Consider the following 18482-nt stretch of genomic DNA (forward strand, 5'->3'; position numbering starts at 1 on the left):
GGCGGAACAAGTAGAGCCTGAGCGTGACGGTCTAGATCCAGCGCTTCCAGCGGAAGACGCCGAACAGCCCGACGCTCACGGCCAGCATCGCCACGAGAGCGACCGGGTAGCCGTACGCCCAGTCGAGCTCCGGCATGACCTCGAAGTTCATGCCGTAGACCGTGCCGACGAGCGTCGGGGCGAACAGGATGGCCGCCCAGCCCGAGATCTTCTTGACCTCCTCGCCCTGGCGGATGCTGACCTCCGACAGGTGCTTCATCTCCTCGTTCTGCCGCTGCGCGACGAGGGTCGCGGCGACGGTCAGGATGTCGCGCAGCGCGGCCCGGAAGACCTCGATGCGGTCCGCGGCCTCGGTGAGGTGGTCCGCGACGTCGCGCAGGTAGGCCTGCAGCTCCGGGTCCACGCCGTACTTGTCGGCACCCTTGGCGAGCGAGGCACACAGCGCCTGCTCGGGCCGTACGGCGCGCTGGAAGTCGATGACCTCGCGGGACAGCTCGTAGATGCGCCGCGACACGTCCGGGGCGCCGCCCCAGACGTCGGACTCGATCTCGTCGATGTCGTGGTCCAGGCCCGCGACGACGGGTGCGTATCCGTCCACGACGCTGTCGAGGATCGCGTACAGGACGGCCTCGGGCCCCCGCGAGAGCATCGCGCGGTCCGACTCCAGACGGCTCCGTACGGCAGCCAGGTCCGGCGAGGCGCCGTGGCGCACGGTCACCACGAAGTCGGGGCCGACGAAGACGTGCAGCTCGCCGAACTCGACCTCCTCGGCGTCGTCCAGGTAGCGGGCCGCGCGCAGCACCACGAACAGGGTGTCGCCGTAGCGCTCGATCTTGGGGCGCTGGTGCGCCTGGATCGCGTCCTCGATGGCGAGGGGGTGCAGGTCGAACTCGCGCGCGAGGGACGTCAGCTCGGCCTCGTCCGGCCGCTCCAGCCCGATCCACGCCATGCCGCCGGGCCGGGAGCGGAGTGCGCTGAACGTCTCCGCGAGGTTGTCGTAGCCGGCGGTGCGGATGCCGTCGTCGTAGATCGCGGCGGCGACCACCGACGAGCGGGGCGCGGGCGCGACGGGGTGCGGGGCGACGTCGGGCACCACGTGGACGGTGCGGCGCGGCCGCCGGACGCCGAGCAGCGGCCGAGAAGGGCGGGAGGGCAGGAACGTAGCCATGGGGAACTCCTGGGGGTCGAGCGCAGGAAAAGGACTGCGAACGGACACCGCAGCGGAGACGGCCGAACGACCGGTGGACCTCACGCCCGAGAAGGGCGGAGCGCACCGGTGCGCGAGAACCCGCGAGAAGGCGGGAGGGGAACCGTCAGCTCAGCTGCGGTTCGGACTACTCGGAGGCTCGCTACGTGTCATGCGCGCCACCTCCTTGGCCCAAGCGGCGGATCGCCGCGCCGTACGTTCTCGACAGAGGCCAGTCTAGCCACGTCGAGAAGCAGAATCGAACCCTTTCGAGAGCAGGATCACACAACTCGTCACCAGGCGTCGTGAGGACGGTGGTGCACACCGGGCGGAGTCTGGAACTCCTGCGGCGTCGGGGACAGGTAGGCGCGCGCGAACTCCAGCGAAGCGGCCAGGTCGTCGTGCCGTTCGGCGGCGGTGCGCGCCGCCCGCGTGGAGATCTCCACGCAGACGTCACCGCTCCAGCGCCGCGCGACCAGCTCCTGGAGCACCTTCTCGGCCTGCATGCTGCCGCGACCGGGCACCAGGTGCTCGTCCCGGGCCCCGAAGTTGCCGTCCGCCAGGTGCACGTGCCGCAGGCGGTCGCCGAACGTGTGGAGCAGCGTCAGCGCGTCCTGCTGCGCCACGCTCGCGTGCGACAGGTCGAGGGTCACAGCATCGTAGTCGTGCTCGGCCGGGTCCCAGCCGGGCAGGTACGCCTGGAACTCGCGCTTGCCACCGCGCCACGGGTACATGTTCTCGACGGCGATCGTGACCCCCGTCGTCTCGCTCAGCTCCCGCACCTGCTCCTGGAACTGCCGGGCGTACTTGTACTGCCAGCGGAACGGCGGGTGGACCACGACGGTCCCCGCGCCGAGCTCGAGAGCCATCTCCGCGGTCCGTTCGAGCTTGGCCACCGGGGAGCGGCCCCAGACCCGCTGGCTCACCAGCAGCGTCGGCGCGTGCACCGAGCGCACGGGCATGCCCGTGTCGGCGGCCAGCTTCGCGAGGGACCGAGGGTTCTGGGTCACCTCCTCGGACCAGACCATGACCTCGACGCCGTCATAGCCGAGCTCGGCCGCCGACTCGAAGGCCAGCGGCACACGGCGAGGGAAGACCGAGGCCGTCGAGAGTGTGACCTGCACGTCAGGTGCAGCGGGCTCGTGCGGTTCGGTCCGAATCGGTTCGGGCATGCGGGCCACCTTAAAGCGCCTACGTGAGTGTGATGTGACCAGTGGGTTCAGATGGGGTTCAAGTGCGGGTTCAGGTGCGGGTTCAGGTGCGGGTCAAGTGAGCAGACGTTCCTGCACGACGTCGCGTGCCGCCTGCGCCGTCGAGCACTCGAGCACTGTCCGCGCCAGCTCGACGCACTCGTCCCGGGACACGCCGGCCAGGGTGCCTGCGACGTCGGCCAGCGCGCGGGGGGTCATGGACAGAGACGTTACGCCCAACCCCACCAGGACAGGAGCGAGCAGCGGATCTGCCGCCGCCTCGCCGCACACGCCCACGGGAGCACCATGCATCGCGCCGCCCTCACACGCCACTCGGACGAGCTGCAGGACGGCGGGCTGCCAGGGCGTCGACAGCGCGGCGACGCCGGCCAGGTCGCGGTCCGCCGCCATCGTGTACTGCGTGAGGTCGTTGGTGCCCAGGCTCGCGAACGACACCTCGGCCAGGACGTGGCGCGCCTGGAGCGCGGCCGCCGGCGTCTCGATCATCACGCCCGACTGCTCCAGCCCGTGGGCCGAGCAGGCGGCCGCGAAGTCGCGCGCCTCGTCGACCGTGGCGACCATCGGCGCCATCACCCAGACCTCGGCGGTCTCGGCGGCGGCGGCCTGCGCTATCGCGTCCAGCTGACGGTCCAGCACGTCCGGGTGCGCGACGGCGGTACGCAGCCCGCGCACACCGAGCGCCGGGTTGTCCTCGTGGTCCGGGGTGAGGAACCGGAGCGGCTTGTCGGCGCCCGCGTCGAGCGTCCGTACGACGACCCGGCGGCCCGGGAAGTGGGACAGGACCGCCCGGTAGGCGGTCACCTGCTCCTCGACGCTGGGCTCCTCGCCCCGCCCGAGGAAGCAGAACTCGGTGCGGAACAGGCCGACGCCGCGCGCACCGGCGGCGGCGGCGGCCTGGGCTGCCGCAGGGTCCGCGACGTTCGCCACGAGCTCCACCTCGGACCCGTCACGCGTGACGCCCCGGCCGTCGAAGGTGGCGGCGGTGATGCGGCGTCGGGCGCCCTCCACCTCCGCGGGCGACGGGGCACGCAGGACGACGCCGACCGTGCCGTCGACGACTATCTCCTCGCCGTCGCTGAGGTCGCCGGCTCCGGGCAGCGCCACGACGGCGGGGATGCCGAGGGCACGGGCCAGGATCGCCATGTGCGAGGTGGGGCCACCGCGCGCCGTGACGACCGCCGTGACCACCGCCGGGTCCAGCATCGCTGTGTCGGCCGGGGCGAGGTCGCTCGCCACCAGCACGAACGGATGCCCCGGGTCGGGCACACCGGGCGGGGCCGCCCCCGTGAGCGCCGCGACGATGCGGTCCCGGACGTCCCGCACGTCGCGGGCACGCTCCGACATGGGCGGGCCGAGGGCCTCGAGCTGGTTGGCCACCGAGCCGGCGGCGTCCCACACCGCACGCTCCGGGGTGAGCCGGTCCTCCCGGACCCGCCGGGCGGCGCCCGCGGCAAGGGTCGGGTCGGCGGCCATGGCGGCGGTGACCGCGAGCACGTCGGCCGCGGTGCCCGACGCGCGGCTCGCCCGCTCCGCGAGGTCGGCCTCCACCCGGGCGGCGGCCTCCTCGACGGCACGAACGGCCTCGTCGGCGGAGCCCGACAGGCGGGTCGTCCTCGGCTCGGGCACGCGGGCCGGCATCCGGACCACCGGACCTGCTGCGCGCCCCGGGCTCGCCGGAACCCCCGTGAGCCTCTCGCTCGTCATCCGTACGCTCCCCAAGGCTCGTCGTCGCGTGCGCTCGGAACGTTACACGCGAGCGCTCCGCCGGGCGAGGCTCGGTTTCTCGGCGGAGACCGCACCTGGACGGGCTGCGGGACGGATGCGTCGGGCGGAAGCCCCACGCCGGACGACGAGACCGCCAGGCCAGGCAGAGACTGCCCTCGTGGAAGTCCACGGTCTGACAAGATGACACCATGGCCGAGGCCCTGATCGTCGGATCCCCCGTCGTCGGACGGGTGGTCGCGATGCGCGACGTGCCCGATCCCGTCTTCGCAGAGAGCATCGTCGGCCCAGGCCTCGCCATCGATCCTGACCTCGAGCTCGGGGGGCGCGTCGTCGCACCGTGCGCCGGGACGGTGGTCAAGCTGCACCCGCATGCGTTCGTGCTGCTCGTCCCGTCCGCCGAACCGCCCGTGCAGGGCGAGCCCGCAGGACCCGCCGGTGGCCGGGGTGTGCTGGTACACCTCGGCATCGACACGGTCCAGCTCAAGGGTGCGGGCTTCGACCTGCTCGTCACGGAGGGCGAGGCGGTGGCGGCCGGACAGCAGCTGATCGCCTGGTCCCCCACCGAGGTGTCCGACGGCGGCCGCTCGTCCCTGGTGCCGGTCGTCGCCCTGGACCTCGGGCCGAAGGGCCTGGAGGAGCTGGTCCGGCCGGGCGTCCGGGTGCAGGCCGGTGACCCATTGTTCCGCCTCCCGTGACCGTCCTTCCCGGACCTGTCAGACACTCCGGGAGGTGTCAGACGCTCAGGTCACCTGGGTGACCTGTGGGTCTGACAGGTTCGTGAGGTTCTGACAGGTCAGGCGGATCGCGCGGTCAGCACCCCTGGCAGCTCGGCCAGCGAGTCGATGACCGTCGCCCGCGTGGCCTCCGGTCGGAGCGCATGGAGGTAGCCCCACGGGCCGCGGCGCAGCAGGATCGGCAGCATCCCGGCGTCGGCTGCGGGCAGGACGTCGTTGTCGAGCCGGTCGCCCACGTAGGCGATCTCCTCGGGCGCGACCCCGGACAGCTCCGCGACCCGGGCGAAGAACCCGGGCTCCGGCTTCTGGACACCCCATTCGTCGGAGGTCCGGATCGCGCTCGCCGGCAGGTCCATCGCCTCCAGCGCGGCGCGCGCCTCGGGCGGCTGGTTCCCCGCGATGACGACGTCGAAGCCCGCCTCGCGCAGCGCGGTCAGGGCCGGCCGGACGTCGGGATAGAGGTCGTCGGCGTCGAACCCGTTGCGCAGGCCGTCCGGGTCCTCCCGGGCCCAGCGGGCGATCTCGGCCTCGACGTCCAGACCCGGCCGCAGCATCTCGAAGGCGTCCCGGTGCGGCAGATCGAGCGCGGCACAGCCGCCGAGCACGCCGAGGAAGGTGAGCGGCGGGACGCCGAGCCGCTCGGCCCAGCCGAGCCAGATCCGGGACTCGTCGATGAGCGTCTCGCCGACGTCGAACACCACGGTGCGCACCATGGGCCCGACACTAAGACGTGTCAGACCCTCGAGTCACTCGGGTGACGTGAGGGTCTGACACGTCAGGGGGATCGGAGGTGGCGGGTGAGGATCGCGAGGACGCGTTCCGGTTCGGTCCTTGCCGCGGACGCCGGTAGACGAAGGTGGATCGATCCGTCGCCGTTGTCCAGCTCGGCGTCCCGCAGGAGATCGTCGTACCAGCGGGACGCGTCCATGTGTCCGATCCCGTCGATCTCCACCACGAGCCGTCGCCCGTCGTCGAGAACCCATTCGGCGTCGAGGAAGCGGTGCCTTCCCCGGGCATCGATCCGGTGTTCTTGGCGCTTGGGCTCGGGCAGGCCGTTTCGACGGCACAGCCGGACGAAGTCGATCTCGCTGAGGGCATCTGATCCACCCCGGACGTCGGCGACGCTGCGGCGCATGAGATCACGGAAGCGCACCTGGCCCACCCTTTCGAGCTGGTCCCACAGCTGCTCGGGCGAGGCCTTTCGTTGCTGCACCACCGCGGCGAGCAGCCCGACGGCGGTCCGGGGCGACTCCTGCCAGGCGGCCGCATCGACCGCGCACCGTTGCACCGTGTGAACGGGCAACCGGTCCACGCGCATGATGTCCTCGGGCGCAGGTCGCCTCGACTCGTGCACGACGACGCCGGGGAGCCGCCGCGTCTTCGCACCTCGCGGCACCACGATGTGCGTGCCCTCCCGATCCCAGCCGCGCAGCCCATGCTTGGCGAGGCCGGTCCACGAGCCGAGTGCTACCGGTGGTTCGGCGTCGAGGACCGCTACCCAGAGTTCTGCCTCACGCGGCAGGGGCCCCGTGTGCAGTACGACGACATCGCTCGTCGCCGCGCGCCATCTTCGGGCGGCGAGCTGGCTGGCGACATGCCGGGCGGAGATTCCGACGCCGGCAAGCTGGGCGCGGTTGACCACCGCATGCTGACGGCGAGCGAGCTGCACCAGCCCGGGTGTCCGCTCGAAGTTTCGTGATCCGGTCATGCCTGGATCCTGCGCCGGCGGTCGTCGCCGCCGTCGGGCGCCCTCGGCAGCCTGTGCACAGAACCTCCTTACCGGCTCGTGTGGTCGCACTCGAAGCCCTGGAACCGCGTCGCGAGGGTCTCCCGATGCGGCCGACAAGTTCTCGATCTGCGTTCCCCACCCGCAGTTGTCAGACCTCCCCGCACGTGTCAGACCCTCAAGTCACCGGGGTGACGTGAGGGTCTGACACGTGCGCGGGTTTCTGACAGGTCAGCCGCGGAGCGGGAGCGTGAGCCCGGCATCGCCGTCCGGCACCACGCGGACCGGGACGCCCCAGTCCTGCTGTGCCAGGTGGCAGGCAGGGAACACGTCCGGATCGGGCTCGCCGTTCGGCAGGAGGGGCACCTCGTCGCACGACGCCGCCTTGGCCGTCACGTGCAGGATGCCCTCGGCCACCTCCGGGTTGATCACCAGGTCGCGGAACAGGTCGGTGCCGTTTCCGGCCCCGGACAGCAGCAGCTCGGGCGGGGTGGCACTGACCTGGAGCGACGTCGACGGGCCCCACCGGTCGTCGAGCTTCTGCCCCGGCGCGGGCACGAACGGCACGTCGAGCCGGAGCGGTCCGGCGCCGACGTCGGTCGCGGGCCGGGCCATCCGGTGCGCACCGCCGTCGAGCACCTCGCCCGCCAGGCTCGCCGGGAGCGCGATCCGCGTGAGCCGGTGGGCCGCCGACTCGACGACGACCAGGTGCACCGCGCCGTCCACCACCTCGACGAGCACGTCCGACGGCTCGGCCAGGTCGGTCGCGAGCGTTGTCACCTCGCCCGCGGCCGGGTCGTAGCGGCGCACCGCGCCGTTGTACGTGTCGGCGACGACGACGGAGCCGTCGGGCAGCGTGGCCACACCGAGCGGATGCTGCAGCAGCGCCTGGTCGGCAGCGCCGTCGCGGTGCCCGAAGTCGAACAGGCCCCGGCCGACGGCGGTGCGGATCTCCGCGCCGCCGTCGTTTCCGGGGGTGATCCGGCGCAGCGCCGACGTCTCCGCGTCCGCGAGCCAGACGGACCCGTCCGCGGCGCGCGCAAGGCCGGACGGCTGCGCGAACCAGGCGCCGGCGCCCGGCCCGTCCTCGAGCCCTTCGTTCATGGTCCCGGCGAGCAGGCACACGCTCCCGTGCCCCTCACGCGCGACGGGGTCGAAAGCCCAGAGCGTGTGGTTGCCGGCCATGGCTACGACGAAGGCCCCGAGCTCGGGCGACCACTCGACGTCCCACGGCGAGGAGAGGTTCACGGCGCGCGCGGGGTAGTCCTCGCCGGCGTCGAACGGCATGGCCGGACCGGAGCGCAGCACGTTCTCCTGACCGCCGACCATGAACTGCCGACCAGTGCCCGCGACGGTGCGGACGGCGCCGTCGGACAGGCGCACGCCGCGCAGCACGTGGTTGACCGTGTCGGCGACCACGACGTCGTAGCCGAGGCTCGCCGTCAGGTCGTCCGGCACCAGGCACAGCCCGTTCGGCTCCGAGAACCGCGCCTCGCCCGGCCCGCCGGCGACCAGACCGCGCTCGCCCGAGCCGATGCGCCGCACGAGCGTCTCGCCGTCCGGCGCCAGCTCGGCCAGCGAGTGGTGCCCGGCGTCCGCGACCAGGAGATTCGCGTTCGGCAGAGCGAGAGCCTTCGCGGGGAACCGCAGCGTGCCCGACGCCGGAGCGGGCGGCACGTACGGACCCGCGCCGCGGTGCAGCGTGCCCTTGGCCGAGTGCTCGGCGATCAGCTCGGTCACGAGGGCGGCTATCGCGGAGCCGTGCCCCTCGCCCGCCATCTGCGCGACGATGTACCCCTCGGGGTCGATGACCACGAGCGTGGGCCAGGCGCGAGCGGTGTACGCGCCCCAGGTGACCAGCTCCGGATCGTCCAGGACCGGGTGCCGCACCTCGTACCGCTCGACGGCGGCCGCGAGCGCCTCGGGGTCCGCCTCGTGCTCGAACTTGGGCGAGTGGACGCCCACGATGACGAGCTCGTCGCGGTGCTGCTCCTCGACCTCGCGCAGCTCGTCGAGGACGTGCAGGCAGTTGATACAGCAGAAGGTCCAGAAGTCGAGGATCAGGACACGGCCTCGAAAGTCTGCCAGTGACAGCTCTTTGCCGCCGGTGTTCAGCCAGCCGCGCCCGACGAGCTCGGACGCGCGGACCCGGGGAAGGTTCTGGACTCCTGTACGCACGAGCCCATTGTCACTCTCGGGGAGAGGCGTCCTGCCCGTTGTCCGGCCTGCGGGCGCGCCACTGCTCGACGAGTGCCTTGTCGGCGCGCCGGCGCGTCAGATCACTCTTGCTGGAGTGCACTGCCGCCCGGTGCGCGAGCAGGGCAGCGCGGTCCCGCTCGAGGGCCCACATGAGGGCCTGTCGCACGTCGGTGCGGGTGATCCGCACGCTCCGCGTCTCGTCCATCGTCCCGATCATTCTCGCCGTTCCCTGTCTACCGGCGTCCAGAGCGGGCACCGCCAACGGATCAAGAGGTTTCCCGAGGATGTTTTGTGACATCTCAGGTCTTCCTGGCTTTCACCCGGTCATGGTTGGGTGGTAGCAGAGGAACGTACCGCGCAAACCTGGCGGGGCGATATCCGCCTATCGGATGACTTTCTGGGGCATATCGGCGTGTCGCCCCTGTGGGGACCATGTGTGTTGGTGGGTGAGGAGAGGATCAGGGCATGGACCGCGACCAGGCCAGGAAGATGAAGGAGCAGCTCGCAGCCTTCGCCCGAGAGCTCGCCGAGAAGCATGGAGCAGTGGCAACACCGAGGTCCCTGGGCGCGCAGACGGAGTCGGAGGCTGCCGACGTCGTACGCGCTCCCACCCTCGCGCTCGGGCTCGTGCCCCAGGCGGGGGGCGGCTTCGGGATCGCCGTCCGCTACCGCCTGGGGATTCCCCGGGCCCGCTCGATAGTGCGCAAGGTCTCGGCCGAGATCGGTCCCGAGGCCGACGTCCGGCGGACCGGGCGCATCCGGCCCGTGAGCGAGCTGGGTCCGCGCCCGCCCGCGCCCACGTCGCAGGCCGACGGCGACACGGACCGGCGCCGTCCGCTGCGGCCCGGCATCTCCATCGGCCACGTGGGCGTGACGGCCGGAACGCTCGGCGCGTTCGTGACGCGCGCGGTCCCCGGCGGCGGCGACCGTGCCGGGGGCGACGCCGGGGACGGTCAGCTCTACGCGCTCTCGAACTACCACGTGCTGGCCGGATCCCCCGAGGCCAGGCCCGGCGACGTCGTCCTGCAGCCCGGGCCCGCGGACGGCGGGCTGCCGCCGGGCGACCGGATCGGCGAGCTGACGCAGGTGGTGGACCTGGATGCGCTGGAGCCCGCCTACACGGACGCCGCCATCGCGCGTCTCGACCGGGTCCCTGTCGACTTCGACTACCCCGTGGGACGCGTGGTCAAGACCGCGCGTGCCCTCGGCGGCGAGATCGTCGGCAAGGTGGGCCGCACGACGTCGGTCACGCGCGGGCGGGTCACCGCCATCGAGCTGGACGACGTCATCGTGGGCTACGAGGATCTCGGCGCGCTCAGCTTCGACGACCAGATCGAGATCGAGAGCCTCGACGACCAGCCGTTCTCGCGTGGCGGCGACTCGGGTGCCCTCGTGTACCGAGAGGATGGCGTGGCGCTCGGTCTCCTGTTCGCCGGGTCGGAGTCCGGCGGCCCCAGTGGCAAGGGGCTCACCTATGCCAACCCGATCGACCAGGTGCTCGAGATCCTTGGGGTCGAGCTGGCCAGGGAGCCACCTGGCCCGTTCGCCTGAGCCAGGCACCCGTTCGACGGCGTTCGGTCTGCGCACCAGCGTTTCCCGTGCCGGGCGTGTCGGTCCCGCCGGCCGGGGGCGCGGGCGTGTCCGTGCGGCGCGTCGAGCGGCACAAACCCGCTGACCTGCGAAGGCGCTGCGGACCTCCTGAAGGGTGGCCCGACCGGCGGGGAGCGACGAGCGAGGGGGTAGACACGGGGGACACAATGGATGACCAGGAGGTGATCGGGATGGCAACACTCGACGAGGCTCGGTCCGCAAAAGCCGCATTACGGCAAAAGGTGACCGGGCTCGACGGTGTGATCGGAGTCGGCGTCGCCCCTGAGTTCACGACGTCCCTCGGGAAGCCCCCGCGTGAGTACCCCGCACAGAAGCACGCGCAGTCCGGCACGTCCGGTAGATCATCGGTCGAGGTGCTGGCCGAGGAGGTCTCGGTCGAGCAGGTGACCGGGTCCGGCGGAAGCTGGGTCCTTCAGGTCAACGTGACGGACCCTCGCCTCGTGGACCAGGTCCCGGAGGAGATCGACGACGTCGCCGTACGCGTGCGCGTCGTCGGCGCGGTCCGGGCGGGCTGAATCACAGGCATTGCCGAGGTAGAGCGTCTGTCCGGACGCACGCTCTACCTCGGCAATGCCTGTGCTCGGGTCAGCCCAGGGTGGTCGGGAGGTTCGGCGTCTCGTCCAGGAGCCGCTCAGCCAGGAATGCCGAGACGACCTGGTACCAGACCTTGGCGTTCTGCGGCGTGAGCACCCAGTGGTTCTCGTCCGGGAAGTACAGGAAGCGGTGCTCGGTCTCGCCGTCGTCGGAGGCGGGCAGACCCGACTTCGTCAGCAGCTCGAACCACAGGCGCAGGCCCTCGCCGATCGGGACGCGATAGTCCTTGTCGCCGTGGATGACCAGCATCGGGGTGCGGATCTCCCCCACTGCCAGGTGCGGGCTGTTCTCCAGCGCCATCTCCGGCGTCATCTCGCGCGCCCAGTAGTAGCCGGCGTCCGTGGTGGGGCCGAACTGGTCCAGCGCCCACAGGCTGGCGTGCGTCACCACCGCCTTGAAGCGGTCGGTGTGCCCGGCCACCCAGTTGGCCATGTAACCGCCGAACGAGCCGCCCATGGCGGCCGTACGCGTCTCGTCGATCTCCGGCAGCGCCTCGGCGGCGTCGGTGATGGCCATGAGGTCCGTGAAGGGTGCCTGGCCCCAGGCGCCCCACCCGCGCTGGATGAACTCCTGGCCGTACCCGGTGGACAGCGCGGGGTCGGGCAGCAGCACCGCGTACCCCTGGGCGACCATCAGCCACGGGTTCCAGCGCCAGCTCCAGGCGTTCCAGGAGCCCAGCGGGCCGCCGTGGATCCAGAGCAGGAGCGGGGCCTTGGCCTCGGGTCCGGCGTCGGCAGGGAGTGCCAGCCAGGCGCGCACCCTGGAACCGTCCTCCGCGGTGGTCTCGATCTCGGTGAGGCGGCCCGGCAGTGCGGGAGCCGCCACCGGCGAGCGCAGCAGCGTGGCGGCGACCGGCGTCCGCTCCCCCGGTGCGCCCGAGGCGAGGAAGGCCGCCAGGTCGACCCGCACGGGCTCGGCCGGGGCCTCGTAGGAGGCGCGCAACGCGAAGAGCGTGGCGCCGTCGGACGTGACCGAGAGGTCGGAGAAGACCGCGTCGTCGGCGGTCAGCTTCTCGACGGTGACGCCGCTGCCCGGGAGCGCCCCCGAGAACGTGAGGACGAAGACCGGCCCGCGGCCGTCGTCGTCGGCCTGGACCAGGAGGCCGCTGCTGTCCGGGAGCCAGGTGGGCCGGCCGGGCCAGCGGTCCCAGTCGTCGGCGAGGACCACCGGCTCGGCGGAGCCGTCGGTGGGCACCAGGGCCAGGCGGACCACGGGGGCCTCGGCAGGGGACGAGATGGACTCGGTCACATAGGCGACCCAGGCGCCGTCGGGCGAGATGCTCGGGCCGCCGGCATCGGCGTCCGGGTCGTCGACGAGCACCCTGCGGTCGCCGGTCACCGTGTCGACGACGACGAGGGTGCTGCGGGTCGCGGCGCCGGCGTCGGGCACGCTCCAGGTGGTGACGAGCGTGCTGCCGTCGGCGGACAGGTCCGCGGAGTGCTCCTCGAGGTGGCGGCCGGGGCCCGTGACGTCACGCAGGTCGAGGTGCTTGCCCGACGACGGGTTCTCCTCCTCAGCGGTCTCGCCCTCGGCACCGGTGCTCCCGGGGGCGTCGGGCAGCGGAGACGCCGGCTCGTCCGTGAGCGTCGCGAGGTCGCCGGCGAAGCGCCGCACCTGGTCGGGTCCGAGGTCGTGGTCCCAGAACCGCACGGGATAGCCCGTGTGCAGGATCGCGGAAACCTTCTGGTCCTTGCGGGCCTTGCGGAGGTCGGCGTCCTGGGTCAGGCCCTTCGCGGAGGGCAGGAGGCTCGTGGCGATGCTCACCGTGTCGGCCTCGCGGGCGGCGAGCGCCCCCGAGGCGCCGCCGGGCGGGGTCGCGATGACGCGGGCCTCGCCGCCGTGGGCGGGCAGGAGCCAGAGGGCCGACGTCGGTTCGGTGGCCGAGCCGGCCGGGGTGCCGTCCGGGTCGGGCCTGGCCGAGGTGAAGAGGAGGTCGCCCGAGCGGGTGAAGACGGCGGACGACTCACCCTTCGTGGAACGGGTGAGCCGCCGGGCCGGCGCCTCACCCGCCGGGTCGAGCTCCCAGAGGGCCGTGCGGTAGCCGGTGCGCTCGGCGTCCAGCGTCTGGACTGCTGCGACGACGCGGGTGCCGTCCGGGCTGGCCGTGAGGCCGGCGAGGCGCGGGATCGCTACGTAGTGGTCGAGGTCGTGGAACGGGGTCTGCGGAGATTCGCTCACCGGACACGTCTACCACGCACACCTCTGGTCGTGGGTGCGATTTTTGCGCCCACGACCCGGGCCGGTCAGGGATCTACCTGCCTGGTTGCCTGTTGGGCCTTCTGCGCCAGCATCTCGTTGTACGCCTCCAGCTCGGCGTCGCCGTCCCGTTCCGCCTTGCGGTCGTTCCGCTTGGCCTCCCGCGCGTCGGACCGGGCCCAGGAGATCGCTACGCCTACCGCGAGCAGCAGGGTCGGCAGCTCACCGATACCCCAGGCGACGGCGCCGCCCTTCTGCTGGTCCTCGATCGCGCTCGGCCCCCAGGGGCGGCCCATGAGCCCGAACCAGTCGGGCACGAGCAGGGCGGTACCGGACGTGAGCGTGACTCCGAAGAAGGCGTGGAACGCCATGGTGGCGAACAGGAGCACGAGGCGCAGGGGGTACCCGGGACGCGACGGCCCCGGGTCGACGCCGACCAGGGCGTTCGCGAAGAGGTACCCGACGAGCGTGAAGTGGGCGATCATCCACAGGTGGCCCGCGTAGGTCGTGAGCGCGAGCTCGAACAGGGGCGTGAAGTAGAAGACGATCATCCCGCCCGCGAACAGGACCGCTGCGACCACCGGGTTCGCCATGAGCCGGCCGAATGTCGAGTGCACGAGCACCAGCACCCATTCGCGCGGCCCGCGGGAGCCGTCCTTGCGTGCCGGGACCGCCCGGGCGAGCAGGGTGACCGGCGCGGCCAGCACGAGGAACAGCGGCACCACCATCGCGAGGACCATGTGCTGGACCATGTGCGCGCTGAACAGGACGTGGCCGTAGGCGGCCGCGCCGCCGTTGGTGGCCCAGAACAGGACCAGGATGCCGAGGCACCAGGAGATGGTGCGGCCGACCGGCCAGGCGTCCCCACGGCGCCGCAGCCGCAGCGTCCAGCGCACGTACACGAGGACGGCGGCCGCACACGCGAACGCGACGATGACGTCCCACTGGAACTCGGTGAACCAGCGCAGCACGGTGGGCTCGGGCGGCAGCGGGTGGCCGGTGACGAGCTCGGCGGGGGTCGGGTCGGCGATCTCGTCGTCGGGCACGGGCGGTGCGGTGGAGCCGAGGGCGACCGCCACACCGGACACTGCACCCATCACCCCGATCTCCACGGCGGCGAGCCGCCAGAACAGGCCGATCGCCGCGTTCCTGGTGGTGGTCGCGGCGGAGAGCCGGTTGATCACCGTGGTGCGGTGCAGGTAGCCGAGGCTGCCGAGGACGACCAGGAGTGCGGCCTTGACCACGAGCAGGATCCCGTAGTCGGTGCTCAGCCCGTCGAGCGAACCGATCCGGACCCAGGCGCTGACGACGCCGGAGACCGCCACGGCCGCAAAGCACCAGAACGCGATCTCCGAGTAGCGCCGGATCACGTCGGCAGTCGCGGCATGCCGGAGGCCGACGAAGGCGATGGCCGCGAGCCCGCCGATCCAGAGGGCAGCACCCCCGAGGTGGAGGAACAGGGCCGAGATGGCGACGTCGTGGCTGGCGGCCCCGGCGGCGTGGCCCGTCGAGGACTGCATGCCGAGGGCGAGCAGCGGCAGCGCGATGGTGCCCAGCGCGCCCACGGGCCCGCGGACCAGCAGGGCGACGGCCGCCGTCAGCGCGGCGACGATGACTATCCCCAGGTACGTGCGGCCCACGGGGATGGTCGTCACGTACTCGATCAGCGCGGGGCCGAACCCCTCCGCGTCCAGCGGCAGGTACCAGGACCACGAGAACCGCAGCACCAGCTGCACCAGCGCCGCGAGCGTCCAGACCCCGGCCGCGACGCCGGCGACGCCGAGGGCCCGGTCGGCCAGCGGCCCGCGCGGCAGCACGAAGGCCGCCAGCGCGAGGGCCCCGACGGTCAGCGCCACGGCCAGCTCGGTGATCACCGTCGCGACCGGAGCGCCCCAGCGCACGAAGGCGCCCGGGTCGGTGAAGTTCGCGAACGCGGTGAAGGCGCCCGAGAACGTGCCCGCAGCGAAGAGCACAGCGAGCGCCACGAGGCCAGCCGCGGGCAGGGCGGTGACGAGCCACGAGGGGCTCGTCGGGCCGCTCGCTGTGCTCGTCCGAGCAGGTCTGCTGGTCCTGTTCCGGGCGTCGGTCGGCGTCACGCAGACCAGCCTACGGCGCGGTCCGTAGCAGTTCCGACCGTCCGTGGGCGTCCGGTTGACCACGTCATGACCCCGGAAACCAGGCATTTCGACCGAGTTCAGACGAAGCTCAAGAAGAATCTGGCGGATTTGTGCACCAAACCCAACCCTTTAGCCCTCTTCTGCGTTGTGACCAGTGTGGACCTCGCGAACATCATCACCGTGACCGACGCCTCCGTGCCGTGCTCGGAACAGCCCGAGCTCTGGTTCGCGGAACATCCCGCGGACCTCGAGGAGGCGAAGCGCGCGTGCGCAGTCTGCCCGCTGAAGGCGCAGTGCCTCGCGGGCGCGCTCGCACGCCGCGAACCGTGGGGTGTCTGGGGCGGCGAGATCGTCGTCGACGGCACCGTGCGCAGCCGCAAGCGCCGTCGTGGCCGGCCCCGGTCGATCGGAGGGATGCGCGTGGCGTGACCGCCACGTGACCAGAGACTTTCCCTGAGGCACGGCGATCGAGTCCATTCGCCGTGAGAAACCGAGGCAGTGCGCTCTCCGCACCGAGGATCTCCCAGACGGATCCGGACGAGCGCACTGCCCCGGTCGTACTACGAGTCAGACCCCCAGGTCACCCGCCTGGGGGTCTGACTCGTTCTCAGCTCTTCTCAGCCCCAGACGAGGCCGTGTGCGGGCTCCTCGAGCACGCGGGCGACGTCCTTGATGAACCGCGCGCCCAGCTCGCCGTCGGCCAGCCGGTGGTCGAAGCTGAAGCTCAGCTGCGTGACCCACCGCGGCTTCACCTTGCCCTTGTGCACCCAGGGCTGTTTGCGGATCGCGCCGAAGGCGAGGATGCCCGCCTCCCCCGGGTTGAGGATCGGCGTGCCCGTGTCGATACCGAAGACACCCAGGTTGGTGATCGTGATGGTGCCGTCGGACATGTCCGTGACCGAGGTGCGTCCGGCCCGTGCGGTCGCCGTCAGCCCGGCGAGCGCCTTCGCGAGACCGAGCAGGTCGAGCGTGTGCGCGTCCTTGATGTTCGGCACCACGAGCCCACGGGGTGTCGCCGCGGCGATGCCCAGGTTCACGTAGTGCTTGTAGACGATCTCCTGTGCGGCGTCGTCCCAGGAGGCGTTGATCTGCGGGTGCCGCTTCACGGCGAGCAGGATCGCCTTGGCCGCGACGAGCAGCGGCGTCACCTTGACGTCCGCGAAGTCACGGTCCTCCCTGAGGTTCGCGACGAGCTTCATGGTCTTGGTGACGTCGATGGAGTGCAGCACCGTCACGTGCGGTGCCGTGAAGGCGCTGGCGACCATCGCCTCTGCGGTGCGCTTGCGCACCGACCGCACCGGGACACGCGTCTGACGCCCGTCCGGTGAGACCACGCCGGAGGCGAGCCACGGCTCGTCGTCCGGGTAGTGGGTGAGGGTCCGCACCGACGAGCGCTCGGCGTGGGCGACCACGTCCTCACGCGTCACGATGCCGCCCGGACCCGACGCGTGCACGCCCGCCAGGTCCACCCCCAGGTCCTTGGCGAGCTTGCGGACCGGCGGCTTCGCCAGCACCCGCGCCCTCGCGGCGGTGGTGGTCCCGGTGTCCGACGCCGGGGCCGCCGCCCGCACCGGAGCGGCTGCCACGGGGGCTGCCGCTGGTGCGGGTGCGCGGGTCTCGACAGGTTCGGCCACCGCTACGGGTGCCGGCGCGACCGGTGCCGGGGCGGGCGCGCCCGCCTGGTGCCGGCGACGACGTCCGCTGGCCTTGGCCTCCACCGTGCCGTAGCCGACGAGCACCGATCCGGAGCTCTCGTCCTGGGCGCCCCCGGCTGCGGGGGTGCCGTCGGAGCCGGCCGCCGCACCGGACGGGGCCGAACCGACAGAGCCTCCGGTGTCCGGCACGGTGATCTCGATGATCGGGGTGCCGACGTCGACGGTGGTGCCCGCCTCGACGAGCAGGGCGGACACCGTCCCCGTCCACGGCGACGGCAGGTCGACGAGCGACTTCGCCGTCTCGATCTCCACGATCGTCTGGTTCACCTCGACGGTGTCGCCGACGGCGACCTGCCACTCGACGATCTCGGCCTCGGTGAGGCCCTCACCGACGTCGGGGAGCGGGAACCTCTGGGTCTTCAAGCTCACTCTGGGCTCACTCTCGGCTCATCCAAACAGCAAATCCGTGGCTGCTTCATCTCTCGCTCACCGGTCAGTGCGCGAAGGCGCGGTCGACGGCGTCGAGCACACGGTCCACGCTCGGCAGGTACTCGTGCTCGTGCTTCGCCACCGGGTACGGGGTGTGGAAGCCGCCCACGCGGAGCACGGGCGCCTCGAGAGCGTAGAAGCACTCCTCGGTGACCCGGGCCGCGATCTCGGCGCCCGCTCCGAAGAACACGGGCGCCTCGTGGATCACCACGCAGCGTCCGGTCCTACGCACGCTCGCCACGATCGCCGCCGTGTCGAGCGGGGAGATGGCGCGCAGGTCGAGCACCTCGGCGGAGCGGCCCTCCTCGGCGAGCGCGTCTGCAGCCTTGAGCGCCGTCGCGACGGACGGGCCGTAGGCGACGAACGTGACGTCGGTGCCCTGGCGGACGACGTGTGCCGAGTTCAGCGTCTCCGTGCCGACGGGTGCGTCCAGGTCGACCGCGCCCTTGCCCCAGTACCGGCTCTTGGGCTCGAAGTACAGCACCGGGTCCGGGGAGGCGATGGCCTCCTGGATCATCGTGTACGCGTCCTGCGGGGTGCTCGGCGAGACCACGCGCAGGCCCGCGGTGTGCGCGAACAGCGACTCCGGGCTCTCGCCGTGGTGCTCGACGCCGCCGATGCCGCCGCCGTACGGGATGCGGATGACGACGGGCATCTGCACCGCGCCGCGCGTCCGGTTGTGGATCTTCGAGAGCTGCGTGGTGATCTGGTTGAACGCCGGGAAGACGAACCCGTCGAACTGGATCTCGCAGACCGGCCGGTAACCGCGCATGGCCAGGCCGATGGCGGTGCCGACGATGCCGGACTCCGCCAGCGGCGTGTCCACGACGCGCTGCTCGCCGAACTCCGCCTGCAGACCGTCGGTCACGCGGAAGACGCCGCCCAGCGGGCCGATGTCCTCGCCCATGAGCATGACCTTGTCGTCGCGGCGCATCGCGGCGCGCAGGCCCTCGTTGATCGCCTTGCCGAACGAGAGCGTCTGGATGCCCGACGCCGGTTCGGGGGCGCCGGATGTGGTGTGCGTGCGTTCCGCCATGGT

Annotated in this window: 15 protein-coding genes; 4 read left to right on the forward strand and 11 right to left on the reverse strand. The window is 72.0% G+C overall.

The features are described from left to right. Positions 1-31: 31 nt before the first annotated feature. The 3 genes from ACQEVI_RS10595 to ptsP form a co-directional block, all read right to left on the reverse strand. Complete coding sequence (locus tag ACQEVI_RS10595) at positions 32-1168, reverse strand: magnesium and cobalt transport protein CorA (protein WP_432897959.1); 1137 nt, start codon at positions 1166-1168, stop codon at positions 32-34. Between the two features lie 311 nt (positions 1169-1479). Next, the gene (locus ACQEVI_RS10600) at positions 1480-2358 is read right to left on the reverse strand and encodes a sugar phosphate isomerase/epimerase family protein (RefSeq protein WP_432897962.1); all 879 of its coding nucleotides are present in this window, start codon (positions 2356-2358) and stop codon (positions 1480-1482) included. A gap of 93 nt (positions 2359-2451) precedes the next feature. Continuing rightward, positions 2452-4101 carry a phosphoenolpyruvate--protein phosphotransferase gene (gene ptsP, locus ACQEVI_RS10605; protein ID WP_432897965.1) on the reverse strand — a complete coding sequence of 550 codons (1650 nt, stop codon included), beginning with the start codon at positions 4099-4101 and terminating at the stop codon, positions 2452-2454. Positions 4102-4310: 209 nt separating this feature from the next. Between ptsP and ACQEVI_RS10610 the strand changes: the two genes are divergently transcribed. Beyond that, positions 4311-4817 carry a PTS sugar transporter subunit IIA gene (locus ACQEVI_RS10610; RefSeq protein ID WP_432897968.1) on the forward strand — a complete coding sequence of 169 codons (507 nt, stop codon included), beginning with the start codon at positions 4311-4313 and terminating at the stop codon, positions 4815-4817. Positions 4818-4915: 98 nt separating this feature from the next. On the opposite strand, the gene ACQEVI_RS10615 is transcribed toward ACQEVI_RS10610, so the two are convergent. The 4 genes from ACQEVI_RS10615 to ACQEVI_RS10630 all read right to left on the reverse strand — a co-directional run bounded on the left by ACQEVI_RS10615 (position 4916) and on the right by ACQEVI_RS10630 (position 8986). Continuing rightward, on the reverse strand, positions 4916-5569 hold the full coding sequence (locus ACQEVI_RS10615; RefSeq protein ID WP_432897971.1) for an HAD family hydrolase: 654 nt from the start codon (positions 5567-5569) through the stop codon (positions 4916-4918). A 62-nt stretch (positions 5570-5631) separates the two neighbouring features. Then, the gene (locus tag ACQEVI_RS10620) at positions 5632-6564 is read right to left on the reverse strand and encodes a hypothetical protein (RefSeq protein ID WP_432897974.1); all 933 of its coding nucleotides are present in this window, start codon (positions 6562-6564) and stop codon (positions 5632-5634) included. Positions 6565-6813: 249 nt separating this feature from the next. Continuing rightward, complete coding sequence (locus tag ACQEVI_RS10625; RefSeq protein WP_432897977.1) at positions 6814-8760, reverse strand: NHL domain-containing thioredoxin family protein; 1947 nt, start codon at positions 8758-8760, stop codon at positions 6814-6816. 10 nt (positions 8761-8770) lie between these two features. Continuing rightward, positions 8771-8986, reverse strand: a complete 216-nt coding sequence (locus ACQEVI_RS10630) for a hypothetical protein (RefSeq protein WP_432897980.1) — start codon at positions 8984-8986, stop codon at positions 8771-8773. 260 nt (positions 8987-9246) lie between these two features. On the opposite strand from ACQEVI_RS10630, the gene ACQEVI_RS10635 reads away from it, so the two are divergent. Both ACQEVI_RS10635 and ACQEVI_RS10640 read left to right on the forward strand, forming a co-directional pair. Next, the gene (locus ACQEVI_RS10635) at positions 9247-10332 is read left to right on the forward strand and encodes a hypothetical protein (RefSeq protein ID WP_432897983.1); all 1086 of its coding nucleotides are present in this window, start codon (positions 9247-9249) and stop codon (positions 10330-10332) included. A gap of 230 nt (positions 10333-10562) precedes the next feature. Then, the gene (locus ACQEVI_RS10640; protein WP_432897985.1) at positions 10563-10907 is read left to right on the forward strand and encodes a hypothetical protein; all 345 of its coding nucleotides are present in this window, start codon (positions 10563-10565) and stop codon (positions 10905-10907) included. Positions 10908-10977: 70 nt separating this feature from the next. Here ACQEVI_RS10640 and ACQEVI_RS10645 read toward each other — a convergent pair whose 3' ends face one another. Both ACQEVI_RS10645 and ACQEVI_RS10650 read right to left on the reverse strand, forming a co-directional pair. Further along, positions 10978-13164 (reverse strand): prolyl oligopeptidase family serine peptidase, encoded by a 2187-nt coding sequence (locus ACQEVI_RS10645; RefSeq protein WP_432897988.1) that lies wholly within the window; start codon positions 13162-13164, stop codon positions 10978-10980. 65 nt (positions 13165-13229) lie between these two features. Then, positions 13230-15278 (reverse strand): cytochrome c oxidase assembly protein, encoded by a 2049-nt coding sequence (locus tag ACQEVI_RS10650; RefSeq protein WP_432897991.1) that lies wholly within the window; start codon positions 15276-15278, stop codon positions 13230-13232. A gap of 66 nt (positions 15279-15344) precedes the next feature. On the opposite strand from ACQEVI_RS10650, the gene ACQEVI_RS10655 reads away from it, so the two are divergent. Next, the gene (locus ACQEVI_RS10655; protein ID WP_432897993.1) at positions 15345-15728 is read left to right on the forward strand and encodes a WhiB family transcriptional regulator; all 384 of its coding nucleotides are present in this window, start codon (positions 15345-15347) and stop codon (positions 15726-15728) included. 188 nt (positions 15729-15916) lie between these two features. On the opposite strand, the gene ACQEVI_RS10660 is transcribed toward ACQEVI_RS10655, so the two are convergent. Then, complete coding sequence (locus ACQEVI_RS10660) at positions 15917-17383, reverse strand: dihydrolipoamide acetyltransferase family protein (RefSeq protein WP_432897996.1); 1467 nt, start codon at positions 17381-17383, stop codon at positions 15917-15919. A gap of 64 nt (positions 17384-17447) precedes the next feature. Next, positions 17448-18479, reverse strand: coding sequence for an alpha-ketoacid dehydrogenase subunit beta (locus ACQEVI_RS10665; protein ID WP_432905896.1), 1032 nt, complete (start codon positions 18477-18479; stop codon positions 17448-17450). Positions 18480-18482: the final 3 nt, after the last annotated feature.

The sequence above is a fragment of the Promicromonospora sp. CA-289599 genome (genome assembly GCF_050936155.1).
GTDB lineage: Bacteria > Actinomycetota > Actinomycetes > Actinomycetales > Cellulomonadaceae > Promicromonospora.